Below are 18849 nucleotides of genomic sequence, written 5' to 3' on the forward strand. Positions count from 1 at the left end.
TCTAAAGTGAATCGCGTCCAGCCTTATCGCGGGCAAGCACCGCTCCCACAGGGACCGCTTTTCTTCATTTGGAACTGGCGTTGACCTATTTTTGAGAGGGTCGCTACATGTCTCACCTGCCACAAATAAAAATCCCCGCCACCTACATGCGGGGCGGTACCAGTAAAGGCGTGTTCTTCAACCTCGTTGACCTGCCCGAGGCCGCGCAGGTGCCGGGAGCTGCTCGCGACGTCCTGCTGCTAAGGGTCATCGGCAGCCCGGACCCGTACGAAAAGCAGATCGACGGCATGGGCGGGGCGACTTCCAGCACCAGCAAGACGGTTATCGTGTCGCGCAGCAGTCGGGCGGATCACGATGTGGATTACCTGTTCGGGCAGGTTTCCATCGACAAGCCGTTCGTGGACTGGAGTGGTAACTGCGGCAACCTGTCTGCGGCAGTAGGCCCATTCGCCATCAGCAGCGGCTTGCTGGACGCCTCGCGCGTTCCTCAAAGCGGCGTTGCCGTGGTGCGGATCTGGCAGGCGAATATCGGCAAAACGATTATTGCCCATGTGCCCATTACTGACGGAGCAGTGCAGGAAACCGGCGATTTCGAACTGGATGGCGTGACGTTTCCAGCAGCCGAAGTGCAGTTGGAGTTTCTCGACCCGGCGGCCGACGAGGAGGGCGCAGGCGGTTCGATGTTCCCCACCGGCAATCTGGTGGATGAGCTGGAGGTGCCGGGAGTTGGCACGTTCAAGGCCACGCTGATCAATGCCGGTATCCCGACTATATTTGTTAACGCTCGAGACATTGGCTATAGCGGCGTTGAATTGCAGGGCGATATCAATGGCGATCCCAAAGCGTTGGCGATGTTTGAAGCGATCCGCGCCCACGGCGCGCTGCGCATGGGCTTGATCAAGCATCTGGATGATGCAGCAACCCGCCAGCACACGCCGAAAGTAGCGTTCGTGGCACAACCCGCGGACTACATCGCGTCCAGCGGCAAACCGGTAGCTGCCAGCCATATCGATCTGCTGGTGCGCGCCATGTCCATGGGCAAGTTGCATCACGCCATGATGGGCACCGCGGCGGTAGCCATCGGCACTGCGGCCGCCATTCCCGGTACGTTGGTCAATCTGGCGGCGGGTGGCATTGAGCGCGAAGCGGTGCGCTTCGGACATCCCTCCGGCACTTTGCGGGTCGGGGCGCAGGCGCTGCAGAGCAATGGCGAATGGAAAGTCACCAAAGCCATCATGAGTCGCAGCGCGAGGGTGTTGATGGAGGGTTGGGTGCGGGTTCCGAGTTGATCTGATCGGTTGGCCTGGAATACTTTTTATGTGGGAGCGGTGCTTGCCCGCGATAAGACTAGACGCGATTCACTTTAGATCGCATAGACCTTATCGCGGGCAAGCACCGCTCCCACAAAAAGCCTGTCTATCACTTAAATCGTCGTTCAACCCCTTTCTCCACCAGCACCTTGGCGGAGATTTCTTCTACCGAGAAATGGGTGGAGTTGATGTTCGGGATGTTTTCCCGGCGGAACAGGCTTTCCACTTCACGCACCTCGAACTCACACTGGGCATAGCTGGAATAGCGGCTATTGGGTTTGCGTTCGTGGCGAATCGCGGTCAGGCGATCTGGATCAATGGTCAGGCCGAATAATTTGCTACGGTGCTCCTTCAGCGCATTTGGCAGCTGCAGGCGTTCCATATCGTCTTCGGTGAGCGGGTAGTTGGCGGCGCGAATGCCGAATTGCATGGCCATGTACAAGCAGGTTGGGGTTTTGCCGCAGCGCGACACACCCACCAGAATGATGTCGGCCTTGTCGTAATAATGCGTGCGGGCGCCGTCGTCGTTGTCCAGCGCGAAGTTCACTGCCTCAATCCGCTCCATGTAATTGGAGTTGTGGCCGATGGAGTGCGATTTGCCCACCGAGTAGGAGGAGTGTGAACTAAGCTCTTGTTCCAGCGGTGCCAGGAAGGTCGAAAAGATGTCGATCATGAAGCCATTGGACGTCGCCAGGATCTCGCGGATGTCCTGATTGACGATGGTGTCGAAGATGATCGGGCGGACATCGTCCTTGTCGGCGGCATTGTTGATTTGTTGTACCATCGCCCGCGCTTTCTCGACGCTGTCGATATAGGGCCTGGTGAACTTGTTGAACGTAATGTTCTCAAATTGCGCTAACAGGCTTTGGCCAAGGGTTTCAGCGGTAATCCCGGTGCCGTCGGAGATAAAAAAAGCAGATCGTTTCATTTGCGCCTTTGGCCTTAAGCTGGTGACGATTGTTGGATATCATAGGCGCGCTTGCGGGCCCGAGTGGTTGGCATTCACAACTTTTTTCCAGGTTTCGGCTTGAGGCCAGGCCAGAATGCGTTCGGGGCCTCGCGGTAGCGGGGCGACCCAGACTGAGCTTTTCCCAACAACAACACAGTTAGTGGAGAGATCACCTTGGTAGAGTACGTAGTTTCCCTCGATAAGCTCGGCGTCCATGATGTGGAGCATGTGGGAGGCAAGAACGCATCCCTCGGCGAAATGATCAGCAACCTTGCCGGTGCTGGCGTTTCGGTGCCCGGTGGCTTCGCCACTACGGCCCAGGCCTACCGTGATTTCCTTGAGCTGAGTGGTCTGAACGATCAGATCCACGCAGCTCTGGACGCTCTGGATGTCGACGACGTCAACGCGCTGGCCAGAACCGGTGCGCAGATTCGTCAGTGGATCATGGAAGCCGAGTTCCCCGAAAAGCTCAACGCCGAAATCCGCACTGCCTTTGCCGAACTGTCGGCAGGCAACCCGAATCTCGCCGTTGCCGTGCGTTCTTCCGCCACCGCTGAAGACCTTCCTGATGCGTCCTTTGCCGGGCAGCAGGAAACCTTCCTTAATATCCGCGGCGTTGAAAACGTCATCCGTGCGGCCAAGGAAGTGTTTGCCTCGCTGTTCAACGACCGGGCCATTTCCTACCGTGTTCACCAGGGCTTCGACCACAAGCTGGTGGCCTTGTCTGCGGGCGTGCAGCGCATGGTGCGCTCCGAAACCGGTACGGCAGGCGTGATGTTTACCCTGGATACCGAATCCGGCTTCCGCGACGTGGTGTTTATCACCGGCGCTTACGGCCTGGGTGAAACGGTGGTGCAGGGCGCGGTCAACCCTGACGAATTCTATGTGCACAAGGGCACCTTGGCAGCAGGTCGTCCGGCCATCCTGCGCCGCAATCTGGGCAGCAAGGCCATCAAGATGATCTATGGCGAAGAAGCCAAGGCAGGGCGTTCGGTGAAAACCGTGGACGTCGAGCCAGCTGATCGCGCGCGTTTCTGCCTGACTGACGAGGAAGTCGCAGAGCTGGCTAAACAGGCGATGATCATCGAGAAGCACTACAAGGCACCGATGGATATCGAGTGGGCCAAAGACGGCGATGACGGCAAGCTGTACATCGTTCAGGCGCGCCCGGAAACCGTGAAAAGCCGCGCCCAGGCCAATGTCATGGAGCGCTACCTGCTCAAGGAAACCGGCACGGTGCTTGTAGAGGGGCGAGCCATTGGTCAGCGCATCGGCGCAGGCAAGGTTCGTATCATCAGAGACGTTTCGGAAATGGACAAGGTCCAGCCCGGCGACGTTCTGGTCTCCGACATGACCGATCCGGATTGGGAGCCGGTCATGAAGCGCGCCAGCGCCATCGTCACCAACCGGGGCGGCCGCACCTGCCACGCGGCGATCATCGCCCGTGAGCTGGGCATTCCGGCGGTCGTGGGTTGTGGTAATGCCACGCAACTGTTGCAGGACGGTCAGGGCGTCACGGTTTCCTGCGCGGAAGGCGACACCGGTTACATCTTCGAAGGCGAGCTGGGCTTCGACATCAAGACCAACTCGGTCGATGCCATGCCTGAACTGCCGTTCAAGATCATGATGAACGTCGGTAACCCGGATCGTGCATTCGACTTCGCCCAACTGCCCAACGCGGGTGTGGGGCTGGCACGTCTGGAATTCATCATCAACCGCATGATCGGCGTGCACCCCAAGGCGCTGCTCAACTACGACAGCCTGCCTCAGGACATCAAGGACAGCGTCGACAAACGCATCGCCGGTTACGATGATCCGGTTGGTTTCTACGTCGAGAAACTGGTGGAAGGCATCAGCACCCTGGCCGCTGCATTCACCCCGAAAAAGGTCATCGTGCGCCTCTCGGACTTCAAGTCCAACGAGTACGCCAACCTGATCGGCGGCAAGATGTACGAGCCGGAAGAAGAAAACCCGATGCTGGGTTTCCGTGGCGCTTCCCGCTACATCAGCGAAAATTTCCGCGACTGTTTCGAGCTGGAATGCCGTGCCCTCAAGCGTGTGCGTGAGGAAATGGGCCTGACCAATGTCGAGATCATGGTGCCGTTCGTGCGTACGCTGGGTGAAGCCAGTCAGGTCATTGATCTGCTGGCCGAGAACGGTCTGAAACGCGGCGAAAACGGCCTGCGCGTGATCATGATGTGCGAACTGCCGTCCAATGCGATTCTGGCCGAAGAGTTCCTCGAGTACTTCGACGGCTTCTCCATCGGTTCCAACGATTTGACCCAGCTGACACTGGGGCTGGATCGTGACTCGGGGGTCATCGCCCATCTGTTTGATGAGCGTAACCCGGCAGTGAAGAAGCTGCTGTCCAACGCCATTCAGGCCTGTAACAAGGCTGGCAAGTACATCGGCATCTGCGGTCAAGGCCCATCGGACCATCCGGACCTTGCCCGCTGGTTGATGGATCAGGGCATTGAGAGCGTTTCGTTGAACCCGGATTCCGTGCTGGAAACCTGGTTCTTCCTGGCTGAGGCTCAGGCCCCGGTCTGATTTGATTGAGTGAAGCCCCGGTTCATCTCCGTGAGCCGGGGCTTTTTTACGTTTACCACGGACGGTTTTCACACCGACCTTTGATTGTTTGAGCAATATGCAAAGCAGCAGCACTCTTTTTCCTGTGGCTTTGATCAGCGCAGAGCGTTGTGGCGATCTGATCGAAGACGTTTACCGCCTCAAGCCCGCCAACAGTCCCGATTACAGCGTCGAAATTGCCGTGACCCGGCTGGGGCTGGTCGCGCAGCCTGATGTTCGCGGTGTGCCGGTCATTCTGATGCACGGCAGCTTTTCCAACCGACGCTTCTGGTATTCCCCTAAAGGCATTGGCCTGGGTGCATATCTTGCGCGAGCCGGTTTCGATGTATGGATCCCGGAAATGCGTGGGCACGGCCTGTCGGCGCGTAACCAGGCCTATCGTTCAAATCATGTTGCTGATTACGCCCGCTATGACGTGCCCGCCATTGCGGCATTTGTGCGTGAGCTGAGCGGGCAGATTCCGCACTGGATCGGCCACTCCCTGGGCGGCACCACCCTTGCGGCCGCGCTGGGCGGGGAGTATCTCGGCCCATCCGGGGCAGCCTCTGTTGCCTTGTTCGGCAGCCAGGTCAGTCGCGATTACTGGCCGCTGAAGATTCCGCCTGTGCAGTGGGCGGGGCGTTTGCTGTTGAAGCCTTTTGATCACATCTCCGGGCCGCGTTTCAAGCGTGGTCCAGAGGACGAGCCTGTCGGGCTGGTGCTGGAAAGCATGCGCTGGCACGGGATGTTCGGGCGATTCGGTGATCGCGAGACCGACTGGTGGGCCGGTTTGCCGAGTGTTGAAGTTCCGGTGCTTGCGGTTGCCGCCGTTGGCGACCACCAGGACCCGGTCTGGGCCTGCCGCAAACTCTTTGATCAGATTGGGTCGCAACAGCGCAAATTTCTTTGTCTGGGGCGTGAGCAGGGCTTCTCGCAAGACTTCGATCACGTACAGATGCTGGTCAGTAAAGCCGCCCAGCGCGAGGTCTGGCCACTGGTTACCGAATGGTTGAACGAAGGCTGCGTGGCTGTACAGGAGCTGTCACAAACGCCGATGGCGGTTGGCGAGTGACGTCGGCGTATTACACTGAGCGCAGATTGCGATGAGATACGATGCGAAATGCAGTTCAGTTATAGGTCACGTCAGTTAAAGGTCGCGACGCTGGATACGTTTTGTTCTTATGAGCTACGGTTCATAGGCAGACACATCATGAGACGCTGATCTTTCACTGACAGGAGTACCACCATGCATTACCTCACTCCCGACCTGTGCGACGCTTATCCGGACCTTGTTCAGGTGCTTGAGCCGATGTTCAGCAACTTCGGTGGACGTGACTCATTTGGCGGTGAAATCGTGACCGTCAAATGCTTTGAGGACAACTCGCTGGTCAAGGAGCAGGCCGAGCTGGACGGGAAGGGCAAGGTGCTGGTGGTCGACGGCGGTGGATCGCTGCGTTGCGCGCTACTCGGTGACATGATTGCCGAGAAAGCCGCACGCAATGGCTGGCAGGGTATGGTGATCTACGGCTGCATCCGCGACGTGGACGTGTTGGCGCAAACTGATCTGGGAGTCCAGGCGCTCGCCAGTCACCCACTGAGAACCAACAAGCGCGGTATTGGTGACCTGAACGTGGTTGTGACCTTTGCCGGGGTCACGTTTCGTCCAGGGGAATACGTGTATGCCGACAATAATGGCGTGATCGTTTCACCGTCGCCTCTGAAAATGCCCGAATAAGCGAAGTATTAATGTTCGACGAAACAAATGCGCAGTGGGGGCTGGTTCATGCCCTCGTTTTGGACGGTAAAGGCGGGGCACGTTTCATTGCTCGGACCGAACTGGAATGCCTGCAACTGCAGCCGCACGAAAGTGTCTGGCTGCATTGGGACCGTGGTCATCCGCAAACTCACACCTGGCTGCGCACCGCCAGCGGTTTGAGCGAGTTCGCTTGCGATCTGTTGCTCGAAGAAAACACCCGGCCGCGCTTGCTGCCATTGCCGGACGAAAAACTGCTGCTGTTTCTGCGTGGGGTTAATCTCAATCCGGGGGCTGAGCCGGAAGACATGGTCTCGGTCCGGATCTTCGCGGCGGCCCAGCAAGTCATTTCCCTGCGCTTGCGACCATTGCGCGCCACGGATGAGCTGATTGAACAACTGAATGAAGGCAAGGGCCCTAAATCCGCGTCCGAACTGATCCTTTATCTCGCCCAATACCTGACCGACAAGGTTCAGGCACTGGTGGGAGACCTCACCGAATCGGTGGATGAAGAGGAAGAAAAGATAGATGCCGACGAACGGTACAACCCTGATCATGGCAAAATGCTGCATATTCGTCGCCGGGCTGCAGGGTTGCGGCGTTTTCTCTCTCCGCAGCGGGAAATTTACGGCCAGCTCAGTCGCAGCAAGCTGCCGTGGTTCGTAGACGATGACGCTGATTACTGGAACGAGCTGAACAACAGCCTGACGCGTTATCTCGAAGAGCTTGAATTGACCCGCGAACGAGTGGGGCTGGTGCTTGAGTCCGAAGACCGGCGTTTGCGAGAACGCATGAATCACACGATGTACCGCTTTGGCATCATCACCGGGATTTTTCTGCCCATGAGCTTCCTGACGGGCTTGTTGGGTATAAACGTAGGCGGGATTCCCGGCTCTGACAGCCCTTACGGATTTCTGGTCGCCTGCGCATTGATCGTCGCCCTGGCTTTAGGGCAGTGGTGGTTGTTCCGGCGCTTGCGCTGGGTTTAGTGTTAAGTTTTTAACGTGCGTCCAGGGACTGATTTGTGACTCGTCCGAATCGGCATGCGTCTTCACTGGACGTTACGAGAGGTGCCTATGCACGATCCGTTTGAAGAATCATTGCGCGACATGCTCAAATCTTCATCTTCCAGCCGGGATGATGATGCATGCCTTGGTCGCGTACTGAAGACCGCCAATCGCCAGGTAGGCGCGGGTGTGTTGTTCAGTCTGATGGGCCGCTGGACTGAAGCGATGATGATCGCTTTGAACAACGGTTCGTCCCATGTTGCACCGGTTTCACGTAAAAAGAATTCTACCGCTCATCCTGTCGACAAGGCTGATTGAACATGGAATTGGATCTCTGGACTCAGAGTCTGGTTGCCGCAATGACTGCATTGTGGACCAAGGTTGCAATTTTCATCCCGAATTTGCTGGGCGCGCTGGTCGTCGTATTGCTCGGTTTTGTTGTCGCCAAGCTGCTCGAAACCTTGCTGTCCAAGCTGCTCGCCAAAGTCGGTCTGGATCGCTTGATGGCAGGCACTGGCCTGACCAAGCTGATCAGCCGTGCTGGCGTTCAGGTGCCCATTTCTACCCTGATCGGCAAAATTGTTTACTGGTTTGTGTTGTTGACCTTCCTGGTTACAGCGGCTGGGTCGCTGGGGCTGGAGCGGGTTTCCGCGACGCTGGACATGTTGACAGGGTATTTGCCGAAGGTATTTGGTGCTGCGCTGGTGCTGCTGGTTGGTGTGCTGCTGGCGCAACTGGTCAACGGCCTGGTGCGAGGCGCTGCCGAGGGAGTAGGGCTGGATTACGCCGCAGGCCTGGGTAGAATCACCCAGGGTCTGGTCATCATCATCAGTATTTCGGTGGCGATCAGTCAGTTGGAGGTCAAAACCGACCTGCTCAATCACGTGATTGTGATCGTTTTGATTACCGTTGGTCTGGCAATTGCGCTGGCCATGGGGTTGGGAAGTCGTGAGCTTGCTGGCCAAATACTGGCAGGGATTTATGTGCGGGAGCTGTATCAGGTAGGGCAAGAGGTGCGGATTGGCGATGTCGAAGGGCAGATCGAAGAGATCGGTACGGTGAAAACCACGCTGCTGACAGACGACGGGGAGTTGGTTTCATTGTCCAACCGCGTCCTTCTGGAGCAGCGAGTGAGCAGCCGTTAAGCGGCTAACCTGCTACTCTATGCCGCCACAAATTGCCGCTCCAAGGGCAGTGGCGGCCATTGACCTGACTGTCGGCACGATTTGTTTTGAATAACCCTCAACCGCTATCGATGCGCTACGACCCGAGCGAGCTCTCTGATGAGGAGCTGGTCGCGCGCGCCCACGTTGAATTGTTTCATGTGACGAGGGCTTACGAAGAGTTGATGCGTCGCTACCAACGGACACTTTTTAACGTCTGTGCACGTTATTTAGGGAACGATCGCGACGCAGATGATGTCTGTCAGGAGGTGATGCTTAAGGTGTTGTATGGCTTGAAGAATTTTGAGGGTAAATCGAAATTCAAAACATGGCTGTACAGCATCACCTACAACGAGTGCATCACTCAGTACAGGAAGGAACGGCGTAAGCGTCGCTTGATGGACGCTTTGAGTCTGGATCCACTTGAGGAAGCGTCGGAAGAAAAGACGCCCAAACCTGAAGAACGGGGCGGACTCGATCGCTGGCTTGTGCATGTGAACCCGATCGATCGGGAGATTCTGGTGCTGCGATTTGTTGCAGAACTTGAATTCCAGGAGATTGCAGACATCATGCACATGGGCTTGAGCGCAACGAAAATGCGCTACAAGCGGGCTTTGGATAAATTACGTGAGAAATTTGCAGGCATTACCGAAACTTAAGGCGATGCAAATATCTCTAACAACCAGGCAAGTTCTGATAGACTTGCCGATGAGTTGTCCCCTTATAGTGGGACTGCTTTACAATCACCAGATGGGGATTTAACGGATGAAACTGAAAAACACCTTGGGCTTGGCCATTGGTACTATTGTTGCCGCGGCATCTTTCGGCGCTCTGGCACAAGGCCAAGGCGCAGTCGAAATCGAAGGCTTCGCCAAGAAAGAGTACTACGACAGCGCCCGTAACTTTAAAAACGACGGCAACCTGTTCGGCGGCTCGATTGGTTACTTCCTGACCGACGACGTAGAAGTACGTCTGGGTTACGACGAAGTTCACAACGTTCGCAGCGACAGCGGCAAGAACATCAAAGGCTCGAACACCGCCCTTGACGCTCTGTACCACTTCAACAACCCGGGCGACATGCTGCGTCCGTACGTTTCGGCTGGTTTCTCTGATCAAAGCATCGGTCAAGACGCTCGTAGCGGCCGTAACGGTTCTACCTTCGCCAACATCGGCGGCGGTGCCAAGCTTTACTTCACTGACAACTTCTATGCCCGTGCTGGCGTTGAAGCTCAGTACAACATCGACCAAGGCGACACCGAGTGGGCTCCTAGCGTCGGTATCGGCGTAAACTTCGGTGGCGGCTCCAAGAAAGTTGAAGCAGCACCAGCTCCAGTAGCTGAAGTGTGCTCCGACAGCGACAACGACGGCGTGTGCGACAACGTCGACAAGTGCCCGGACACCCCAGCCAACGTAACTGTTGACGCTGATGGCTGCCCAGCAGTTGCCGAAGTGGTTCGTGTTGAGCTGGACGTGAAGTTCGATTTCGACAAATCCGTAGTCAAGCCTAACAGCTACGGCGACATCAAGAACCTCGCTGACTTCATGCAACAGTACCCACAAACCACCACCACTGTTGAAGGTCACACTGACTCCGTCGGTCCTGACGCTTACAACCAAAAACTGTCTGAGCGTCGTGCAAACGCCGTTAAACAGGTTCTGGTTAACCAGTACGGTGTTGGCGCTAGCCGCGTAAACTCGGTTGGTTATGGCGAATCCCGTCCAGTTGCTGACAACGCAACTGACGCTGGCCGCGCTGTTAACCGTCGCGTAGAAGCTGAAGTTGAAGCACAAGCTAAGTAATTAGCCTGCTTTACTCGCTTCAATAGAAGAGCCCGGCTTAGGCCGGGCTTTTCTTTGCCTGCGATTTGAGGGGAAAGCTCAGGCCGTTTTGTTTTCTGTCAGTTGGAACAAATCCATCTCTGTTACTGCTGCCACTTCGCCAATCACCAGAACGGCCGGACTCTTCAGCTCGAATAATGCGGCGTCCTGTTGCATGTCTGCCAGTGAGCTCCGGCATTCCCGTTGCTGAGGCAGCGAAGCGTTTTCTATCATTGCCACTGGCATACTCAAAGCCATGCCGCCAGTGATCAGGCTGTCACGGATTTCCGCCAGTTTTGCTACGCCCATATACACCACTAGCGTTGTCCCTCCTTGAGCCAGTGCTTGCCAGTTCAAGGTGCTGTCATCCTGAGTGTGCGCGGTCACCAGTGTCACGCCGCGACTGACACCCCGCAGCGTCAGCGATATCCCGCATTGCGTCGCACCTGCCAGGCCAGCAGTAATGCCATTGACCAATTCCACCTCGACCCCATGGGCACGCAGCCAATCAGCTTCTTCGCCGCCGCGGCCGAATATGCACGGGTCTCCACCTTTAAGGCGCACCACGCACTTGCCTTGGCGCACATAACGCAGCATCAGGCGATGGATGAACGCCTGGGGTGTCGAGCGACAGCCACCTCGTTTGCCGACGGCTATCACGCGAGCAGTGGGGCTATGCTCCAGCACCGCGCTGTTGACCAGATCGTCGATCAGTACAACGTCGGCTTCGCGCAAGGCACGCACGGCCTTGAGGGTTAGTAGCTCGGGATCTCCGGGACCTGCGCCGACCAGCCAGACTTTTGCACTCATGCTGTACACCTCATTAATTGATCGCGACGGCCGTCAGCAGTCGTTTTATTTCCGGCACACAGGAGCCGCACATAGTGCCGCAGCCCAGTTGTGCCTTCAGTTGACCCAGATCCAGACCTTTGCCGATGGCGTCGCACACGGCGTTTTCACTGATGTTCATGCAGTTGCACAACGTTTTGCTGCGGGTTGATTTACTTGTGCCCGAACCGGGAGCGCTGCTGATCGGCGCAAGCAACCAGCGGCGTAGCTCGTCGTCGATCTCCTGTCCGTCCAGCCAAAGGCTTTGCAACCAGTCCCAGGCGAGAGTTTCCCCGCCGAGACGGACCGCGGTGACCCGACCTTGATCCAGACGAATGCGTTTGCTGATGCCTCGACGAGGATCGTCATAAGCCAGCACCGGGCCGTGATCCAGACCCAGCAACTGGTCAATCCGATCAAGCAGTTCTTGAGCAGGCGCTTCGCTGCTGGCCGCACGCAAGGTCAGGGCAGGGCGCTCCCGTCCAGCAAGACTCAAGCTGGTGTAGGGAAATTCGTCACACAGTGAGCGCAACGCATCCAGTCGGAGCTGTACGTCCCCTTCGATCAGCACAAACAGCCGCCACGGCAGCTCGACCTTGTCGACGCGTACACCAGAATGCTTCAGTTCGGGCTGTTTAGAGATCGGGTCAAAGGCTGGCTGTGTCAGAAGATTCACGCCGCCTTTGAGAAAACGATCACCCCAGTGCATCGGCAGGAAGGCATGACCCGCCTGCAATCCATCATCGCTGGCTACCGGCACAATCATGCTGCCGCGTCGGCTCTCGAGACTGACCAGGTCACCGGGCTGCAGTCGATGGCGATGCAGGTCTTTCGGGTGCAGGCTCAATACCGCTTCGCTGACATGGCCGAACAGGCGCGCCGCGGTGCCCGTGCGACTCATGCCATGCCATTGATCACGCAGGCGGCCGGTATTCAGCGTCAGTGGGAATCGACTGTCGCGCAGCTCTTTTGGTGCGCTGTACGGTTCGCTGATGAATCGTGCTCTGCCTGTTGGCGTTGGAAATTGGCTATCCAGATACAGACGTGGCGTGCCGTTGGCAGCTCCCTCGGGGAATGGCCATTGTTGCGGGCCCTGCTGGTCGATGAGGCCGTAGCTGATACCAGACAAGTCCAGATCGCGACCTTGAGTCAGAAGCTTGTATTCGTCGAACAGTGCCTGAGGCTGCTGGAAATCAAAAAGCGCTTTTGCTTCAGGCTGTAGCCGGGCCTGGAGGCGTTGGGCGAAATCAACTGTGATTGCCCAGTCCGGACGTGCTTCGCCGGGCGCAGCAATCGCCTTGCGCACATGAGAAATTCGTCTTTCGGAGTTGGTGACCGTGCCTTCTTTTTCGCCCCAGCTCGCAGCGGGCAGCAGCAGGTCGGCAAAACGTGCGGTTTCCGTTGTGCGAAAAGCTTCCTGCAGAACCACGAAAGGGCAGGTGTTCAAAGCGTCGCGAACTCGGGTCTGATCAGGCAGCGATTGAGCCGGGTTGGTGCAGGCGATCCACACGGCTTTGATTTGGCCGTTCTGCATCTGCTCGAACAGTTCGATGGCGGATAAGCCCGGTGTCGCCGGCAGTTTATCGATCCCCCAGTATCGCGCCACTTCAGCACGATGTTCGGGATTGGCCGCTTCCCGGTGGCCGGGCAGGAGGTTCGAAAGGCTGCCGGTTTCGCGGCCACCCATGGCATTGGGCTGACCGGTCAGGGAAAAAGGCCCTGCGCCGGGACGGCCGATTTGTCCGGTGGCCAGATGGAGGTTTATCAATGCACTGTTCTTGGCGCTGCCCGCAGTGGACTGGTTCAAGCCCATGCACCACAACGACAGAAAACTCGGTGCCTGACCGATCCATTGCGCGCAGTCGTGCAGTTGCTGACGCGAGATGCCGCAGGTCTGCGCGACCATTTGCGGTGTGTAGTGGTGCACCAGACTTTTCAGTTCGGCGTAGCCTTCGGTGTGCTGATCAATGAAATCCTGATCGACTTGGCCTTCCCGGAGCAACAAGTGCAGGATGCCGTGAAACAGCGCCACATCAGTTCCGGGGGTGATCGCCAGATGTATGTCCGCCAGATCGCAGGTATCGGTACGGCGTGGATCAATAACGATGATTTTCATGTCCGGGCGTTGGCTTTTCGCCTCTTCCAGGCGACGAAAAAGGATCGGGTGCGCGTAGGCCATGTTGCTGCCGACGATCATCACGCAATCGCTGAGCTCGATATCTTCATAGTTACAGGGCGGAGCGTCCGCACCCAGGCTGCGCTTGTAGCCGACCACCGCGGAGGACATGCAAAGGCGCGAGTTGCTGTCGATGTTGTTAGTACCCACCAGCGCCCGGGCGAGCTTGTTGAACGCGTAATAATCCTCGGTCAGCAATTGCCCTGAGATATAGAACGCAACGCTGTCAGGCCCGTGTACGCGAATGGTTTCGGCAAACACGTTGGCGGCGTGATCCAGAGCGGTATCCCAATCCGTTTCGGTTCGCGAAAGACTTTTGCTCAGGCGCAGTTCCGGGTACAGCGCCCTGGCGCTGAGGTCGCCCGTCAGGTGCAAGGTCGAACCCTTGCTGCACAGCTTGCCAAAGTTGGCCGGGTGCCCGGGATCACCGCTGACGCCGATGATGTTGCGCCCGTCATGTTCGATCAATACACCGCAGCCGACTCCGCAATAGCAGCAGGTGGACGCGGTGGTTTGCGTCGCAGGCACGGGAATGCTGGTCAGGCGCATAGCGCAATGTCCGTTTGCGGCGTGACGGTTTCGCCGAACATCAGTTGGTCACGCAAGGTGTTGATAGTTTGGCCACTGCGGATCAGACGCATGTACCAGCCGCCGTCAGTGGTGTCGCCGTACAGACAGGCGCCCACCAGCACGTCGTTTCTAATCACCAGTTTTTTATAGCGCCCGCTGATGGGGTCCAGCAGGGTAATCACTTCGGCGTCTTCATCGCCCATGAAGTCCCCTGCGGAAAACAGGTCAATGCCGGTCACTTTCAACTTCGTCGAAGTGACAGAGCCCTTGTAGCGAGCGAAGCCCAGTTGCGCGAGATGATTGGCGCAGACTTTGGCTTGTTCGAACAGCGGTGCTACCAGACCGTAGGCTGTACCGCGATGGCTGGCGCATTCGCCGATGGCATAAATGCGCGGGTCGTAGGTTTGCAAAGTGTCGTTGACCAGAATCCCTCGATTGCAAGGCAAGCCAGCCATTTCTGCCAGTTCGGTCGCCGGGCGGATGCCCGCCGCCATGACCACCAGATCAGCGGGGATCACATCACCATTTTTGAACTGTACCGCTTTCACCGCGCCTTTGCCGTTGTCCAGCAGCGCTTCGGTCTGCTCGTTCAGGCGAAAGTGCAAGCCACGAGCTTCCAGTGCGGCTTGCAGCAATTGCCCGGCGGTTTTGTCCAACTGGCGCTCCAGCAGCCATTTGCCGATGTGGACCACAGTCACGTCCATGCCGCGCATCTTCAGGCCGTTGGCCGCTTCCAGGCCGAGCAGGCCGCCACCGATGACCACTGCATGTTTTCGGGTTTTGGCAGTGTGAATCATGATGCGGGTGTCGGCGATGTCGCGGTAACCGATCACGCCGCCGAGGGTGCTGCCAGGCATGGGTGGCATGAAGGGGGTCGAGCCTGTGGCAATCAGCAGGCGATCGTAATGCGCGACGGTGCCGTCGTCGGCGATCACCTGGCGTTTCGCGCGGTCGATTTTCACCACCCTGCGGTTGAGCAGCAGTCGAATGTTGTTGCTCAAGTACCATTCTAGATCGTTGAGCACGATGTCTTCGAATTTCTGCTCACCGGCCAGCACTGGGGACAGCATGATACGGTTGTAATTGGGGTGCGGTTCGGCGCCGAATACGGTGATGTCGTAGAGTTCGTCACTGAGTTTCAGCAGCTCTTCAAGGGTTCGAACCCCGGCCATGCCATTGCCAATCATTACCAGTTTGAGTTTTCTCATCTTGCCTCCGAGAAGCCCGCAAGAGGGTGCTCGACAAATTCTGCACAAACAAAAAAGGCGTCCCGCTAGATAACTAGCGAGGACGCCTTTGTCCGGTCCCGTTCTCTCGGGAAGCTCAGCCTTCGTCTTTGAAAGCTGTAGCGATGTGAGTTGCTTGAGGAGAGATATGCAGGGGTTGTGCCAGATGCTCGGCGTCGCATTGTAGGAGCTGCCGAAGGCTGCGATGGCGGTGTGTCAGGCAATCTGCTTTAGCAGCCTTCGGCAGCTCTTGTAGGGAACTCACGCCCAAACCGTGTTCGCTTTGGTGCGTTGCGCACCTTTGCAGGGCGCTCCTGCTCAATGACGCATCAACCAGACAATCCCCACTAAATTCACCAGCAACGAAACCAGCGCCACTGTACGCCAGACTTTCAGCGGTTCACGCTCCAGCAGCGGCTGTGCACGTTTGACCATGGGCCGGTGTTCGGCCTGTTCCAGCTCCAGCAACCACTGTTCTGCGGTTTCATAGCGCAGTTGCGGATCGGCTTGCAGTGCCACGCTCAAGTTGTGATCCAGCCAGTCGGGAAGGTCTGGTCGATAGCGGCTGGCAGGCGTGGGCGCGCCGAAGCGCCGATGCTGGAATGCCTCAATCTCGCCGTACGGATAATGCCCGGTCAGCAGGTAATAGAGGGTAACGCCCACCGCGTAAAGATCCTGGCGGGGGGTGGGCTCGTCGCCATTGAACGCTTCAGGTGCAATGAAGCTTGGCGTGCCCGGCAACTCGCCCGGCGTCAGCGTGGAAAGGCCGGGACAGTAGGCGAGACCAAAGTCCAGCAGGCGCAACTCGCCGTCATCTTCGAGCAGCAGGTTTTCCGGTTTGATGTCCCGGTGGATGATGTTGCGCCGATGCAGCAAACCCACGGCACGCAACAGCTGCGTGGCATGGCTCAGCCATTGCGCCACGGACACCGGGCCGTGCTCGTTGAATGATTGTGCCAGGCTGCGCCCCGGATGCTCGCGCATCACGTAATACAGGTGCTGGCGATCAGGTGCGGAATGGATTTCAGGAAAGAACCGCCCCGCAACCCGGCGTAAAAACCATTCTTCCAGTAGTAATCCCTGGCACGCGCCGGGCTCGTCATGGCGATTGCCTGGAAGGGTTTTCAGCAGCCAGCGCTGGTTTTGCGCATCGTTGACCCGATACAGCAATGACTGGCGAGACTCAGCCAGCAGACCTTGAATCTGCCAGCCTTCGAAAAGTTGTCCGGGTTTCAGTAATGGCGGCAGCGGCCATTGTTGAAGCTGAATGAGTGCGTCGCCAAGGTCATCCTGACCCAGCGCATCGACGCGAATCAATACAGCGCTGGCGTTATCCTGACTGCCTGCCAGATGGGCGGCGCTGACGAGCGTCTGCACGGCGCGATCCAGGTCCTCCTGTTCGGCGAGAATCGAGCGAATGCTGGCATCACCCAGTGTTGCCCAGACACCATCGCTGAGCAACAGTAGGCGTTCGCCCTCGCGCAACTCGCCGTCCAGGTAATCCATGACCACGTATTGATCCAGCCCCAGCGCGCGTTTGAGCACGTGCTGCATGTCGGGCTGTTCCCAGACGTGGTCTTCACTGATGCGTTGCAGCTCTCCGCCGTGCCAGCGATAGACGCGGCAATCGCCGACGTGAGCCAGGGTGAAACGCCTGCCACGCAGCACCAGCGCGCTCAGCGTGGTCAGCAAGCCGTTGGCCTGCAACCATCGATTTTGCGCCAGCAGCAGGCGGTCAAGGGATTGGGCGACGCCCCAGGTTTCAGGCGTCGAGTAGTAATCCAGTGCCAAGGCCTGCAAGGTTGATTGCGCCGCGAGAGCGCCATCAGCGCACTGACTGACGCCATCCGCCAGGGCAAACAGATAGCCCTTGCTGGCGGCAAGGGCCGGGGCCGGAGTGACCAGGCGCATGGCGTCCTGATTCTCCGCCCGCGGCCCACTGGCGCTGAATTGAGCAAGGCTCAGTTGCAAGCTCATCAAGTGACTCAGACGCGAGCAGCGGTGACGGCTGCCGAACCCCAGGTGGTTCTCCAGCGGCGCTTGACGTTAAGCAGGCCGAACCACGCCAGCACGCCAAGAAACGCGAACAACCAAAGGCCCATCTGATAGTCGCCGGTGTGTTGCTTGATCGAGCCCAGACCTGCCGCGAGCAGGAAACCACCGATACCACCAGCCATGCCGATCAAGCCGGTCATGACGCCAATTTCCTTGCGAAAGCGTTGTGGCACCAGTTGGAACACAGCGCCATTGCCGGCACCCAGACCGAGCATCGCTGCGACAAACAAGGCCAGTGCTGCCCAGGAACTGGGCAGGTTGAAACCAACGGCCGCGATGCAGATAGCAGCCACCGCGTACATGCCTGCCAGGGTGCGGATACCGCCAAAACGGTCGGCCAGTGCGCCGCCCAGTGGGCGCATCAGGCTGCCACCGAATACGCAGGCCGCGGTGTAGTAACCGGCAGTGACCGGGCTCAGCCCGTATTGGTCGTTGAAGTAGCCGGGCAGGGCGCTGGCCAGACCAATGAAGCCGCCGAAGGTGACGCTGTAGAAAAACATGAACCACCAGCTGTCACGATCACCCAGCGCCTTGAGGTAGTCGCCCATGGACTTGGGTTTCGCCCGCTCCGGCGCATTACGTGCCATCAGCGAAAACGCGATCAGGGTCAGGACCAGCGGGATGACCGCAAAGCCGAACACGTTGCTCCAGCCGAACGCCGCAGCCAGCACCGGAGCAATCAACGCGGCCAGTACGGTGCCTGAGTTGCCTGCACCGGCAATGCCCATCGCTTTGCCTTGATGCTCTGCTGGATACCACTGGGAAGCCAGCGGCAGCGCGACGGCGAACGATGCACCGGCTACGCCGAGGAATACGCCCAGCAACAGCGCTTGCTCGTAGGTATGGATGCCCAGATTCCAGGCAGTGAACAGCGCCAGGATAACGATGACCTGACCGATGATCCCGGCGGTTTTCGGCGACAGTTGGTCCGCCACAATCCCCATCACAAAGCGCAGCAGGGCGCCTGCCAGAATCGGCGTTGCCACCATCAGGCCGCGTTGTTGAGTGGTCAGTTGCAGGTCTGTCGCAATTTGCACCGCCATCGGACCGAGCAGGTACCAGACCATGAAGCTTAGATCGAAATACAGAAAGGCGGCGAACAGGGTCGGTTTGTGGCCGGCCTTCCAGAAGCTTGTATTCATTGAACACCTCATCTGCAAAAAGGGAGATCTGTCGTTTCGGACACGGACCCGAAACACAGGGGCTTGAAGCTGTAAAGACTTGCAGGTGGGCGTCCACGACCTCGGCAGCACCACCGACCCCGATCACTGGGGCCAAAACGCAAAAAACGCCGCAACCCGATTCGCCTTGGCGAAAGAGGTGTGCGACGTCTTTGTCGTAAAGTGGGGCAACCGCCGTTGGTTACCTGTGTTGATTAACTAGCAAAAGCTGGGCCATCTGGAAAATCGTACGATTCACCTCATTT

The 18849-nt window shown here is 57.9% G+C and carries 15 protein-coding genes and 1 pseudogene; 9 read left to right on the forward strand and 7 right to left on the reverse strand.

From position 1 onward, the window contains the following. Window positions 1-107 precede the first annotated feature (107 nt). On the forward strand, window positions 108-1289 hold the full coding sequence (prpF, locus tag CKW31_RS13625; protein WP_095095646.1) for a 2-methylaconitate cis-trans isomerase PrpF: 1182 nt from the start codon (window positions 108-110) through the stop codon (window positions 1287-1289). A gap of 130 nt (window positions 1290-1419) precedes the next feature. Here the strand turns inward: prpF and CKW31_RS13630 are convergent, their stop codons facing one another. Together CKW31_RS13630 and CKW31_RS30360 are read right to left on the reverse strand one after the other, a co-directional pair. Continuing rightward, window positions 1420-2238, reverse strand: a complete 819-nt coding sequence (locus CKW31_RS13630; RefSeq protein ID WP_087265069.1) for a pyruvate, water dikinase regulatory protein — start codon at window positions 2236-2238, stop codon at window positions 1420-1422. Between the two features lie 39 nt (window positions 2239-2277). Beyond that, window positions 2278-2487, reverse strand: a complete 210-nt coding sequence (locus CKW31_RS30360) for a hypothetical protein (protein ID WP_343073043.1) — start codon at window positions 2485-2487, stop codon at window positions 2278-2280. On the opposite strand from CKW31_RS30360, the gene ppsA reads away from it, so the two are divergent. The 8 genes from ppsA to CKW31_RS13675 all read left to right on the forward strand — a co-directional run bounded on the left by ppsA (window position 2434) and on the right by CKW31_RS13675 (window position 10550). Continuing rightward, a complete protein-coding gene (gene ppsA / locus CKW31_RS13640) occupies window positions 2434-4809 on the forward strand; it encodes a phosphoenolpyruvate synthase (protein WP_095095650.1) in 2376 nt (791 codons plus the stop codon). The two genes, CKW31_RS30360 and ppsA, sit on opposite strands and share 54 nt — an antisense overlap. 97 nt (window positions 4810-4906) lie before the next feature. Beyond that, entirely contained in the window at window positions 4907-5899 is a 993-nt protein-coding gene (locus tag CKW31_RS13645; protein ID WP_095095653.1) for an alpha/beta fold hydrolase, read from the forward strand. 174 nt (window positions 5900-6073) lie between these two features. Then, complete coding sequence (gene rraA / locus CKW31_RS13650; protein ID WP_095095656.1) at window positions 6074-6562, forward strand: ribonuclease E activity regulator RraA; 489 nt, start codon at window positions 6074-6076, stop codon at window positions 6560-6562. Between the two features lie 11 nt (window positions 6563-6573). Beyond that, window positions 6574-7569 (forward strand): zinc transporter ZntB, encoded by a 996-nt coding sequence (locus CKW31_RS13655; RefSeq protein WP_095095659.1) that lies wholly within the window; start codon window positions 6574-6576, stop codon window positions 7567-7569. 87 nt (window positions 7570-7656) lie between these two features. Then, window positions 7657-7905, forward strand: a complete 249-nt coding sequence (locus CKW31_RS13660; RefSeq protein WP_095095661.1) for a CrfX protein — start codon at window positions 7657-7659, stop codon at window positions 7903-7905. 2 nt (window positions 7906-7907) lie between these two features. Next, complete coding sequence (locus tag CKW31_RS13665; RefSeq protein WP_095095664.1) at window positions 7908-8732, forward strand: mechanosensitive ion channel domain-containing protein; 825 nt, start codon at window positions 7908-7910, stop codon at window positions 8730-8732. A gap of 86 nt (window positions 8733-8818) precedes the next feature. After that, a complete protein-coding gene (gene sigX, locus CKW31_RS13670) occupies window positions 8819-9409 on the forward strand; it encodes an RNA polymerase sigma factor SigX (protein WP_027902735.1) in 591 nt (196 codons plus the stop codon). 106 nt (window positions 9410-9515) lie between these two features. After that, window positions 9516-10550 (forward strand): OmpA family protein, encoded by a 1035-nt coding sequence (locus tag CKW31_RS13675; RefSeq protein WP_095095667.1) that lies wholly within the window; start codon window positions 9516-9518, stop codon window positions 10548-10550. A gap of 78 nt (window positions 10551-10628) precedes the next feature. Here CKW31_RS13675 and cobA read toward each other — a convergent pair whose 3' ends face one another. From cobA to CKW31_RS13700, 5 genes and pseudogenes are all read right to left on the reverse strand, one after another. Beyond that, on the reverse strand, window positions 10629-11378 hold the full coding sequence (gene cobA, locus CKW31_RS13680; RefSeq protein WP_095095670.1) for a uroporphyrinogen-III C-methyltransferase: 750 nt from the start codon (window positions 11376-11378) through the stop codon (window positions 10629-10631). A 13-nt stretch (window positions 11379-11391) separates the two neighbouring features. Continuing rightward, window positions 11392-14121: a nitrate reductase gene (locus CKW31_RS13685; RefSeq protein WP_095095674.1), complete on the reverse strand. Its 2730-nt coding sequence runs from the start codon at window positions 14119-14121 to the stop codon at window positions 11392-11394. A 29-nt stretch (window positions 14122-14150) separates the two neighbouring features. Further along, window positions 14151-15350 (reverse strand): annotated as a pseudogene (locus CKW31_RS13690) (NAD(P)/FAD-dependent oxidoreductase); the annotation flags it as partial. A 336-nt stretch (window positions 15351-15686) separates the two neighbouring features. Beyond that, entirely contained in the window at window positions 15687-17345 is a 1659-nt protein-coding gene (locus CKW31_RS13695; protein ID WP_095095680.1) for a bifunctional protein-serine/threonine kinase/phosphatase, read from the reverse strand. An 8-nt stretch (window positions 17346-17353) separates the two neighbouring features. Next, on the reverse strand, window positions 17354-18565 hold the full coding sequence (locus CKW31_RS13700; RefSeq protein WP_095095682.1) for a NarK/NasA family nitrate transporter: 1212 nt from the start codon (window positions 18563-18565) through the stop codon (window positions 17354-17356). Window positions 18566-18849: the final 284 nt, after the last annotated feature.

Origin of the sequence: Pseudomonas sp. Irchel 3A5 (assembly GCF_900187575.1) — a bacterium.
Lineage (GTDB): Bacteria > Pseudomonadota > Gammaproteobacteria > Pseudomonadales > Pseudomonadaceae > Aquipseudomonas > Aquipseudomonas folii.

Excerpts from the sequence above, each read along its gene's own strand:
- prpF (WP_095095646.1), top strand. The coding sequence starts at position 108 with ATGTCTCACCTGCCACAAATAAAAATCCCCGCCACCTACATGCGGGGC.
- CKW31_RS13630 (WP_087265069.1), bottom strand. The coding sequence starts at position 2,238 with ATGAAACGATCTGCTTTTTTTATCTCCGACGGCACCGGGATTACCGCT.
- CKW31_RS30360 (WP_343073043.1), bottom strand. The coding sequence starts at position 2,487 with ATGCTCCACATCATGGACGCCGAGCTTATCGAGGGAAACTACGTACTC.
- CKW31_RS13645 (WP_095095653.1), top strand. The coding sequence starts at position 4,907 with ATGCAAAGCAGCAGCACTCTTTTTCCTGTGGCTTTGATCAGCGCAGAG.
- rraA (WP_095095656.1), top strand. The coding sequence starts at position 6,074 with ATGCATTACCTCACTCCCGACCTGTGCGACGCTTATCCGGACCTTGTT.
- CKW31_RS13655 (WP_095095659.1), top strand. The coding sequence starts at position 6,574 with ATGTTCGACGAAACAAATGCGCAGTGGGGGCTGGTTCATGCCCTCGTT.
- CKW31_RS13660 (WP_095095661.1), top strand. The coding sequence starts at position 7,657 with ATGCACGATCCGTTTGAAGAATCATTGCGCGACATGCTCAAATCTTCA.
- CKW31_RS13665 (WP_095095664.1), top strand. The coding sequence starts at position 7,908 with ATGGAATTGGATCTCTGGACTCAGAGTCTGGTTGCCGCAATGACTGCA.
- CKW31_RS13675 (WP_095095667.1), top strand. The coding sequence starts at position 9,516 with ATGAAACTGAAAAACACCTTGGGCTTGGCCATTGGTACTATTGTTGCC.
- cobA (WP_095095670.1), bottom strand. The coding sequence starts at position 11,378 with ATGAGTGCAAAAGTCTGGCTGGTCGGCGCAGGTCCCGGAGATCCCGAG.
- CKW31_RS13685 (WP_095095674.1), bottom strand. The coding sequence starts at position 14,121 with ATGCGCCTGACCAGCATTCCCGTGCCTGCGACGCAAACCACCGCGTCC.
- CKW31_RS13695 (WP_095095680.1), bottom strand. The coding sequence starts at position 17,345 with ATGAGCTTGCAACTGAGCCTTGCTCAATTCAGCGCCAGTGGGCCGCGG.
- CKW31_RS13700 (WP_095095682.1), bottom strand. The coding sequence starts at position 18,565 with ATGAATACAAGCTTCTGGAAGGCCGGCCACAAACCGACCCTGTTCGCC.